Here is a 10,450-nt window from a genome sequence, read left to right as displayed (position 1 = left end):
GCACCGCACGCGTGGTGGTGCGGCCCGGCGCCCCGCGGGAGGTGCGGCCGGCCGTGACCGGTCGCGGCCCGTGCAGGAGGCGCATGGTGTCGGCGCCCCGCGCCCCAGTGGGGCGCGGGGCGGTGCTGGAGCTCATCGCATCCGCTCAGGACGCGCCATGGGGACGGCGACGGAGCCGGAACCAGACCACCCCGCCGACCGCGGTCAGGCCCACCGCCGCGGCACCCGCGAGCGGGGTCAGGGCCGCGTCCCGGGCCAGGCCGCCGCCACCGGCGGGCGGACCGCCGTTGGGACCACCCGTTCCGCCGCCGGAACCGCCGGTCCCTCCGCCCGTTCCGCCGCCGGGACCTCCGCCGGGCGGCGGCGTCGGGCAGTCGACCTGGAAGACCTTGTGCTTGCCCGCGCCGTTCTCGCCGACGAAGTTCCAGGTCAGCTTGTACATGCCGTTGGGCAGCGTGGCGACGGGCATGGTCTGGCCGGTGCCGGTCGCGAGCGTGATGGTGCCGGAGCGGGTCGCGCCGCCCGGGATCGACGGCTGGGTCTCGATGGACCAGGTGACCTGCTGGACCGTGTCGAAGTTGAACGCGGCGAGGTAGAAGTCGCAGACCTTCGGCTGGTTGCGCTGGTCGGTGAAGGCCGTGCCCACCTCGTGGATCTTGACGTCTCCGTTGTCACCGGGGGCGGCGACGGCGACGGGCGCGCCGGAGACGACGGTTGCCGCGGCGGCGAGAGCCGTCCAGGCGGCGGCTCGTCGGGGCAGGAATGAGGTCGGCATGAACAGCCCTCCGAATCAGGTGATTATCGTACGAATCGCTTCTTCACCTGATTCCCTCTCACGTTCGGCCCGGCGAACGTGTGCGCAGCGCCGTACGCGCCGTCAGTTGTCGCTAGATATCGCCCTTCCGGCTCAAGGCCGGCCGCCCGCGCCGGGCGCCGCCGGACGCCGTCCGCTCCCGAGCGGTTCCGCCCGGTGAGCGCAGCGCGACCCCCGCCGAGAGCACCAGCAGCGCGCCGAGCATCACGAACGGCGCGGCCACGCCCGCGACCCCGGCGACGAGCCCGGCACCGGCGGGTGCCGCGACCTGGCCGAGGCGGTTGCCGGTGAGCCGGAGGGCGAGGGCGGTGGAGCGGGCGTCGTCGGGGGCGGCCTGTACGACCGTCGTCATGGAGAGGGGTTGGCCGACGCCGAGGCAGAAGCCCAGGACGGCGAGCATCAGACCGATGGCCCAGACGGGCAGCGGGAGGGCGATGCCCGCGCACAGGACGCCGGCCAGGAGACAGGTCGCGGTCAACAGGGCAGCCCGGCCGAGGAGTTGGAGCAGAGGGGTCAGGACCAGTCGGCACGCGATGGTGGCCGCCGCGCGGATGCTGAGCAGGACGCCGATCACGGAGGGCGCGATGCCCCGGTGTTCGCCGACCACCGGGAGGTAGGCGGTGAGGATGTCGGTGGCGGACAGCACGGAGAGGCTGATGAAGATGCCCGCGGGCACGCCCCGGGCGCCCAGGATGCTGCGCATCGGCACCCGATCGCCTTGTTCTGTAAGGGACTTGACGATCGTACGGTCCTCGATGCGCCACAGGGACGTGAACGACACGGCGGCGCCCGCGCCCGCGACGAGCAGGGCGAGCGCGCTGGTGCCGGCCATGTCGGAGCCGCCGATCAGGGCGCCCGCGGCGATGGGGCCGATGAGCTGGCCGAGGGAGGCGCCGATGGTGAAGTGGCCGAAGTTGCGGTCCTGTTCGTGCGGGGCGGACTGGCGGGCGACCAGCGACTGGGCGCCGATCACGAAGCAGAGGTGGCCCAGGCCCATCACCCCGCCCCACATCGCCATCGCCCAGAGGGAGTCGGCCAGCCCGCTCAACGCGCAGCCGCCGGAGATCAGGACCACGCCGACGGGCAGCAGGGGTGCGCAGCGGCCGTGGTCGGTGCGGCGGCCGAGCGGTACGGCGGCGAACAGCGGGAGCAGCGCGTAGACGCCCGCGATGACACCGATGGCCCGCTCGTCGGCGCCGAGGGCGAGGGCCCGGTAGGAGACGGCGGGGCGGGCCATCGACACCGCCCCCTGCGCGAAGCTGAAGGCGATGACGAGGCGGAGCAGCCAGCCTCGGTTCCTGCCGGGCGCCATGGTCGAGTCCCTTGTCGTGGAGGTCAGATGATGCCGAAGAGGATTCCTGCCCCGAGCACCACGAGCGATGTGAGCGCGGCCCACTTGACCACGAACCTGGTGTGGTCGCCGAACTCCACCTTCGCCATGCCGACCAGGACGTAGACGGCGGGCACCAGCGGGCTCGACATGTGCAGGGGCTGGCCGACGAGGGAGGCGCGGGCGATCTCCAGGGACGAGACGCCGTGCGCCTGGCCCGCCTCGGCGAGCACGGGGAGGATGCCGAAGTAGAAGCCGTCGTTCGACATGAAGTACGTGAGCGGGATGCTGAGCACGCCGGTGACGAAGGCCATGTGCGGGCCCATGCCGTCGGGGATGTTGTCGACCAGCCAGGTCGCCATGTGGTCGACCATGCCGGTGCCCTGGAGGACGCCGGTGAAGACGGCGGCGGCGAAGACCATGCCGGAGACGTTGAGGACGTTCTCCGCGTGGGCGCCGAGGCGGGCCTTCTGGTCGGGCATGTGGGGGAAGTTGACGGTCAGGGCGAGGGCGGCGCCGAGCAGGAACAGGACCGGGATCGGCAGCCACTCCATGATCATGGCGGTGAGCAGGGTGACCGTGAGCAGCGCGTTGAACCAGTAGAGCTTGGGGCGCAGGGTCGGGCGGTTGGGGTCGAGGCCCTGGAATCCCTCGTCCTCGTCGGGGAGTTGGGCGTCGGCGTCCGTGCCGGAGCCCGAACCGCCGTCGGCCTTGCGGTCGTTGTCGGCACTCGAAGCGCCGGCGCCCTTGCCCGTGCCGGCCCCCACGAGCACCGTCTCCGATGCGGCGGGCTCCTCCACCAGCACCTCGTCCAGCGTCAGCACGCCGAGCCGCTTGCGTTCGCGGCGGCCGAGGACGTACGCGAGAACGAGGACGGCGAGCAGGCCCGTGGCGAGGGCGGGGATCATCGGGACGAAGATGTCGCTGGCGCTGAGCTTGAGGGCGGTCGCGGCGCGGGCGGTCGGGCCGCCCCAAGGGAGCGTGTTCATCACGCCGTTGGCCATCGCGGCGACCCCGGTCATCACGACCAGGCTCATCTTCAGGCGTTTGTAGAGCGGGTACATCGCCGAGACCGTGATCATGAAGGTGGTCGAGCCGTCGCCGTCCAGCGAGACGATCGCGGCGAGGACCGCCGTACCGACGACGATCCGCAGGGGATCCGCCTTGCAGAACTTCAGGATCCCCCGGACGATCGGGTCGAAGAGGCCCACGTCGATCATCACGCCGAAGTAGACGATCGCGAACATGAGCATCGCCGCGGTGGGCGCGAGGCTGGTGACGCCGTCGATGACGTAGTCGCCGAGCTTGCCGCCCTTTCCGACGACAACGCAGAACAGCGCGGGTATCAGGACGAGTGCCGCGATCGGCGACATCTTCTTCAGCATGATCAGGACCAGGAAGGTCGCGATCATGGTGAAGCCGAGGATGGTCAGCATGAGTGGAACACCTAACGTTCGCCTTTGAACTCCCACCAGGGGCGGCGGTCCGATGACGTTAGGTCGCGCAAAGCCGCGTTAACAAGATGTTGACGCGCGAGCAATAAGCGCAGAACTCCAGGTCACAGGGGTGCGATGAGGGCGGCGACCTCCACGGGCACTCCGTTGAGCACCGCGTTGCCCGACAGCGGGTCGAGCAGACTGCCGTCGAGGAGCTGGTTCACGTTGACGCCCGGATCGGCGGCCGCGTGGCTCATCCGGGTGCCGGGGCGGTCGTGCCCCCAGCCGTGCGGGAGGCTCACCACACCGCGCCGCAGTCCGTCCGTGATCTCGGCGGGGGCGGTCACCTCTCCCCCGGCACCCTTCACCCGGACCGGCGCTCCGTCGACCACGCCGAGGCGCGCCGCGTCGTCCGGGTGGATGTGCAGGGTGCAGCGGTTGGTGCCGCCGGTGAGGGCGGGCACGTTGTGCATCCAGCTGTTGTTGGAGCGCAGATGGCGGCGGCCGACGAGGACCAGCCCGTCGGCGCGGTCACTCATCGCCTGGCGGAGCCGGGGCAGGTCGTCGGCGATCGGCTGCGGCAGCAGTTCGACCTTGCCGCTGCGGGTCTTGAGCGGTTGCGGCAGACGGGAGTCGAGCGGGCCGAGGTCGATGCCGTGCGGGTGCGCGAGGAGTTCCTCCAACGACAGCCCGTCCGGTCGTACGCCGAAGCCGTCGCCGTAGGGGCCCAGGCGCAGCATCATGTCGAGCCGACGCTCGGGGCCGGTGTCGCCGGTGAGTTGTGCGGCGATCTCGTGCGGATCGCGGCCGTGGACCGGCGAGTTGGGATCGGTGACGGCCTTGCCGAGGGTCTGGTCGATGACCATCGTGTCGACGGCGGCGGGGTCGGCGCCGTGCATGCCGGTCGCGGCGAGGATCAGCCGGGCCAGGATCTCGGTCTCCGCCATCCGGCCGGGCTCCAGCGGGATCGCGGGGCGGGTGTAGCGGACCTGATTGCGGACGGCGAGGGTGTTGAACGCGAAGTCGTGGTGCGGGCTCTGGGACGGCGGGGGCGGCGGCAGCACCACGTCGGCGTGGCGGGCGGTCTCGTTGAGGTACGGGTCGACGCTCACCATGAAGTCCAGTGAGTGCAGGGCCTTGTCGAGGCGGGCGCCGTCCGGTGCGGAGAGCACCGGGTTGGAGGCCACGGCGATCAGCGCGCGGATCGGTTCGCCCTCGGCGGTCGCGGTGTCGATCTCCTCGGCGAGCGCGGAGAGCGGCAACTCGCCCTTGGCCTCGGGGTGTCGACTCACCCGTGAGTGCCAGCGCCCGAGCGCGAAGCCGCGTCCCGGTCCGGCGGGCCGGGGGGTCCGGTCGGTGGCCGCCTGCGGAAAGAGGGCGCCGCCCGGCCGGTCGAGGTTCCCGGTGAGGATGTTGAGGACGTCGACGAGCCAGCTGGCCAGGGTGCCGTGCGGGACGGTGCAGCTGCCGATCCGGCCGTACACGGCGGCAGTTGGGGCAGCCGCCAGTTCGCGGGCGAGAGCGCGGATCTCGTCGGCGGCCACGTCACAGGCTTCGGCTACGGCCTCCGGGGTGAAGTCGCCCATCTCGGCCCGGAGTTCGTCGACCCCTTGGACGTGCGGGGCCAACTCGCCCAGTTCCACGAGGTGTTCGTCGAAGAGGACGTAGGTCATCGCCGCGAGCAGCAGGGCGTCGGTGCCGGGGCGGACCGCGATGTGGCGGTCGGCGAGCTTGGCGGTGCGGGTGCGGCGCGGGTCGATGACGGTGAGGGTGCCGCCGCGCGCCTTGAGCGCCTTGAGCTTGCCGGGGAAGTCGGGGGCGGTGCACAGACTCCCGTTGGACTCAAGGGGGTTGGCGCCGATGAGGAGCAGATGGTCGGTGTGGTCGAGGTCGGGCACCGGGATCGCGTTGGCGTCGCCGTAGAGCAGTCCGCAGGAGACGTGTTTGGGCATCTGGTCGACCGTGGACGCGGTGAAGACGCTGCGGGTGCCGAGGGCGCCGAGCAGGACGGTCGGGTAGAGGGCGCCGGCCATGGTGTGCACGTTGGGGTTGCCGAGGACGACGCCGACGGCGTGGGGGCCGTAGCGCTCGACGACCGGGCGCAGGCCGGCGGCGACCGCGTCGAAGGCCTCCTCCCAGGTGGCCTCGCGCAGTTCGCCGTCCCGGCGGACGAGCGGGGTGCGCAGCCGGTCGGGGTCGCTGTCGACGGCGCCGAAGGAGGCGCCCTTGGGGCAGATGAACCCCCGGCTGAACACGTCGTCGCGATCGCCCCGGGCGCCGGTCACCCGGGTGCCCTCGATGGTGAGGGTCAGCCCGCAGGTGGCTTCGCACAGGGGGCAGATACGCAGGGCGGTGCGGGACACGGGGCCTCCCATGGGCGACATTGCCTCTTGGCGGCGAGCATACCGACCGGTATGAACGGTGGCGAGGGGTAACGGGGGTGAGGTCGGAAACCCGCGGAGCGTGGGCGTCGGGTCGCGGTCAGTCCAGCACGCGCGCCAGATACGCCCGCAGCATCGCGCGGGTCTCCCCGATGACCTGCTCGTCACCCTCCGGAGCGACCCGGAACGCCAGGTGGACGAGGGCGTCGGCGGTCTCCACGGCGACCAGGAACGTACGGCGGAGATCCTCGTCGGGTTCGCGGGACAGGTAGCCGGAGAGGAGGTCGGTGAGGCGGTCGGCGACCCGGGTGTTGGGTTCCGCGTGGCCCGAGCCGATGGGGATCTGATTGCCGAAGTCGACGAGGGAGAACCCGGGCGCGGTGCGCTTCATGGCGATGTACTCGTCCAGCACGGCGTCCACCGCCGCCCACCAGCCCTCCCCGTCACCGGCCTCCTTGAGGCGCTCGGTGACCCGCTCCGTGTAGCGCTCCAGGTTGCGCTGGGCGAGGGCGTCGGCCATCGCGCGCTTGTTCCCGAAGAAGCGGTAGACCGAGCCGATGGGGACGCCGGCGCGCTGCGCCACGGCCCGGGTGCTCAGCGCGTCGTAGCCGACCTCGTCGAGGAGGTCGGCGCAGGCGTCGAGAATCCTGGTCAGCCGTTCGGCGCTGCGCCGCTGCACGGGCGCACGACGGAGCGATGTCGTGTGGGGCACGGGCTTCATGATGCCTTTCCGCCGCGGTCAGGTGAAGCTCGCACCTCAGTACGGAACTGGGTGCCCATAACACTCATTCCGGCCCCCGCGTCGAGGCGGACGGAGGTGTCTTGCTGCCGTCCGGCGTGGCCTGCGTGGCCGACGCCGTGATGTCCGCCGTGCTCTCCACCGGCTTGCCGTGCACGGCCCACACGGTACCGTCGTCGGCGTAGAGGCGCGCGGTGACGTGGTGGGTGCCGTGCGGGACGAGGTCGGCCGCGATGCCGCACTCGGGGACGCGGAGCCGGGCGACGGTGCGGCCGTCCACCAGGAGGCGGACCGTGCCCCGGCCCGCGACGGCGACGGGCTTCACGCCGGCGGGTGAGAAGCGGAAGTCGTGGAGGGTCAGCGTGACGTCCCAGCTGTCGTCGGCGGCGTCGGGCTCCACCTCGATGCCGACCCCCGGCGCGCCCTTCTTGTTCACCTCGCGGTAGTGCCGGCCCTGCTCGTCGGTGTCGTCGAGCACCTTGCCCACCGGTGACGGCGACACCCGGTCGCCCTTCCGTTCCGGGGTGCCCCCTGAGCGGCAGCCCGCCGATCCGGCCAGCAGCAGGGCACAGACCGCGAGCGCGGTGAGAAGTGCGCGCGACCACGACATGCTGGGGAGACTAGAACACCGGTCTGACAGCCGGATCCCCCTTGAGGCTGGTTCTTCACCTCCGGAAGTCGGATTTTCGGCCGCTCCTCGTCGTCCTCTTGCGCCCGTGAAACCGCAATCCTACGGTGATGCATAGGAATCAGCCGGAGCAGAGGGCGAGGAGCAGAGATGAGCGATGGGGGTACCTCCCGCGCGAGCGGGTTCGAGCGTGCGGACATCCGCAAGACCGCCGAGGGACTGACCCACCTCACCGGTTTCGGCAATGAACACAGCTCGGAGGCGGTCCCGGGCGCCCTGCCCGAGGGCCGCAACGCCCCGCAGCGCGCCCCGCTCGGCCTCTACGCCGAGCAGCTCAGCGGTTCGGCCTTCACCGAGCCGAGGGCGCACAACCGCCGCTCGTGGCTGTACCGCATCCGCCCTTCGGCCGCACACCCGCCCTTCACCCGCGCCGACAACGGCGGAATCCGTACGGCGCCCTTCACGGAGACGGTGCCCGACCCGAACCGGCTGCGCTGGAACCCGCTCCCCGAACCCGCGCCCGGCACCGACTTCCTGGCCGGCCTGTGGACCCTCGGCGGCAACGGAGACGCGACCCAGCGCACCGGCATGGCCGTGCACCTCTACCACGCCGACGCCTCGATGGACCGGGTCTTCAGCGACGCCGACGGCGAGCTGCTGATCGTCCCGGAGCGCGGCGGACTGCTGCTGCGCACGGAGTTCGGGCTCCTCCATGTGGAGCCGGGACATATGGCGTTGATCCCTCGTGGGGTGCGCTTCCGTGTGGAGCTGCTGGATGCGGCATCCGACGGCGGGCAGAGCCCGACAGCCCGCGGATACGTGTGCGAGAACTACGGGGCGCCCTTCCGACTCCCCGACCTCGGCCCGATCGGCGCCAACGGCCTCGCCAACGCCCGGGACTTCAGGGCACCGGTCGCCGCGTACGAGGACGTCGAGGGCCCGGTCGAGGTGGTGAACAAGTTCTGCGGCAACCTCTGGACGGCGACCTACGACCACTCGCCCCTCGATGTCGTCGCCTGGCACGGCAACCATGTGCCGTACGCCTACGACCTGCGCCGCTTCAATGTGCTCGGCTCCATCTCCTACGACCATCCCGACCCGTCGATCTTCACCGTGCTGACGTCCCCGTCGGACACCCCGGGCCTGGCCGGCGTGGACTTCGTCGTGTTCGCCCCGCGCTGGCTGGTGGGCGAGGACACGTTCCGGCCGCCGTACTTCCACCGGAACGTGATGAGCGAGTACATGGGGCTCATCGAGGGCGCCTACGACGCGAAGGCCGAGGGGTTCGTGCCGGGCGGCGGCTCGCTGCACAACATGATGTCGGCGCACGGACCGGACCGGGAGACCTTCGACCGCGCGAGCGCCGCGGAGCTGCGCCCGCAGAAGATCGACGACGGCCTGGCGTTCATGTTCGAGACCCGCTGGCCGGTGACGGCCACGGCCCAGGCGGCGCACGCGGACCATCTCCAGCAGGACTACGACGGCGTATGGCGGGGCCTGCAACGCCACTTCCACCCGTCGCACTGACCCTTCGCCACCGGCCGACACCCCGCACACCGACAACTCCCCACCGGTTTACGGCCCTTGCACTGATCCCTCCCTACCGGTACGGATGGCCCCGTGACCTCCTTCGCCCCGGATTCGATCGTCCTGAACCGCAAGCTGCCGCTCTGGTACCAGGTGTCGCAGTCGCTGCGCGCCTCGATCCTCGGCCGCTCGCCCCGGGACCCGCTGCGGCTGCCCACGGAGGAGCAACTCGCGGGGCACTACGGCGTCAGCGTGCTCACCATGCGGCAGGCGCTGAAGGAGCTGGAGGACGAGGGTCTGATCACCCGCCATCGCCGCCGGGGCACGTTCATCGAGCCGGACGTCCGACGGGCCACGCCGGTACGGCTGTTGGGCTCGGTGGACGCGATCGTGGCCCAGCAGTCCGGCATGACGACGGAACTCCTCGACCACGGCAAGGCGTCGGTACCGCCCGAACTCGCCGAGCACTTCCCGGACTTGGCGGAGGTGGCGACGTACCACCGGCTGCGCAGCGACGAGAAGACCGGCGAGCCGACGAACCACGCCCGCAACCACATCCGCCCCGAACTGGCCGCCCGCCTCGACCTGGACGACCTGATCCGCTGGCCGATGACCAAGGTGCTGCGGGACGTCGTCGGCGCGGACATCAGCCGCATCACGGACACGGTGGAGGCCCGCCTCGCCGACCCGGAGACCGCCCGCCTCCTCCAGGTCCCGCTGCTCAGCCCGATCCTGCACTACACGGGCATCACCTACGACACACAGGGCAGGGTGCTGGACGTGGCGGTCATCCACTACCGGGGTGACCGCTTCTCCTTCTCCGTCACGCTCGACGCGTAGACGCTCCGCCGGATGGCCGGTGCGTCATCCGCGCGCCGATGGGGGCTGGTCGCGCCCAGGCGGCGGAGCCGCAGGTCAAACACGGCCCCGCACCCCTTTGGGGCGCGACACCCACCCCGGCCACCGGAGGCAGGTCGTACGATGCCGAGCGTGACGCACGACGACGCTCCGCTGCTCGCGGACCTGATGCCGTGGTCCGTCGCACCGATCCGGCTCGGCCGGGGGTGGCCGACGGCGCCCGACGCGGCAACCCTGAAAGCGCGCTGGGACGCCCTGGTGAAGGCCGAAGTCCCGGACCGGGAGACCCTGTTCGAGCCCAGCCGCTCGCGCACCCTGTACTCGGCGGTGACCCAACTCCCGGGCCAGTCCAGCGGCACGGAGAAGCTGATCCGTGCCAACGGCCCCTGCCCGGAGCCGGTCCGTGTCCTGCACGCCCCCTTCGACGAGCAGTGGCTGATCCCGGACCACCGCCTGATCGACGTGGCGCGACCGGAGTTGTGGCGGGTGGCGGACGAACTCCAGATCTTCGTGGTGGAGACCGCGGGCGCCCCCGGCCCGCTCCTCCTCGCCTCCTCGGTCCTCCCCCAGCTCCGCCCCGGCCGCGTCCGCCCCCTGTACCGCCGCCCCGCAGCCGAGGAACCGAACCTGGCACCGGGCCTGTTGGACCACCTCGCCACCCACCTCGGCCACTCCCCCACCCCGGCGGACGTCCTCGCCTGGACGGTGACGACGGCCCGCCCCGGACTCACCGTCCC

Annotated in this window: 9 protein-coding genes; 3 read left to right on the top strand and 6 right to left on the bottom strand. The window is 71.5% G+C overall.

Annotation, left to right across the window (positions count from 1 at the left end):
- Window positions 1-145: 145 nt before the first annotated feature.
- From JHN63_RS40010 to JHN63_RS39985, 6 genes are all read right to left on the bottom strand, one after another.
- Window positions 146-775, bottom strand: coding sequence for a hypothetical protein (locus tag JHN63_RS40010; protein WP_200690024.1), 630 nt, complete (start codon window positions 773-775; stop codon window positions 146-148).
- Between the two features lie 112 nt (window positions 776-887).
- Window positions 888-2,126: an MFS transporter gene (locus JHN63_RS40005; RefSeq protein ID WP_200690023.1), complete on the bottom strand. Its 1,239-nt coding sequence runs from the start codon at window positions 2,124-2,126 to the stop codon at window positions 888-890.
- Between the two features lie 23 nt (window positions 2,127-2,149).
- Window positions 2,150-3,580, bottom strand: a complete 1,431-nt coding sequence (locus JHN63_RS40000; RefSeq protein WP_200690022.1) for a CitMHS family transporter — start codon at window positions 3,578-3,580, stop codon at window positions 2,150-2,152.
- 122 nt (window positions 3,581-3,702) lie between these two features.
- Entirely contained in the window at window positions 3,703-5,943 is a 2,241-nt protein-coding gene (locus tag JHN63_RS39995; RefSeq protein ID WP_200690021.1) for a molybdopterin oxidoreductase family protein, read from the bottom strand.
- A 118-nt stretch (window positions 5,944-6,061) separates the two neighbouring features.
- Entirely contained in the window at window positions 6,062-6,682 is a 621-nt protein-coding gene (locus JHN63_RS39990; protein WP_200690020.1) for a TetR/AcrR family transcriptional regulator, read from the bottom strand.
- Between the two features lie 64 nt (window positions 6,683-6,746).
- Window positions 6,747-7,310: a hypothetical protein gene (locus JHN63_RS39985; protein ID WP_200690019.1), complete on the bottom strand. Its 564-nt coding sequence runs from the start codon at window positions 7,308-7,310 to the stop codon at window positions 6,747-6,749.
- Window positions 7,311-7,478: 168 nt separating this feature from the next.
- On the opposite strand from JHN63_RS39985, the gene hmgA reads away from it, so the two are divergent.
- The 3 genes from hmgA to JHN63_RS39970 all read left to right on the top strand — a co-directional run.
- Window positions 7,479-8,855: a homogentisate 1,2-dioxygenase gene (gene hmgA / locus JHN63_RS39980; protein ID WP_200690018.1), complete on the top strand. Its 1,377-nt coding sequence runs from the start codon at window positions 7,479-7,481 to the stop codon at window positions 8,853-8,855.
- 93 nt (window positions 8,856-8,948) lie between these two features.
- A complete protein-coding gene (locus tag JHN63_RS39975; RefSeq protein ID WP_200690017.1) occupies window positions 8,949-9,695 on the top strand; it encodes a GntR family transcriptional regulator in 747 nt (248 codons plus the stop codon).
- Window positions 9,696-9,836: 141 nt separating this feature from the next.
- Window positions 9,837-10,450, top strand: a 614-nt coding sequence (locus JHN63_RS39970; protein WP_307782099.1) for a type ISP restriction/modification enzyme, incomplete at its 3' end; no start/stop codon positions are given.

It is taken from the genome of Streptomyces sp. MBT65 (genome assembly GCF_016612545.1).
GTDB lineage: Bacteria > Actinomycetota > Actinomycetes > Streptomycetales > Streptomycetaceae > Streptomyces.
Note: the sequence above shows the minus strand (reverse complement) of the source record. Positions and strands in the feature narration are given on the sequence as shown.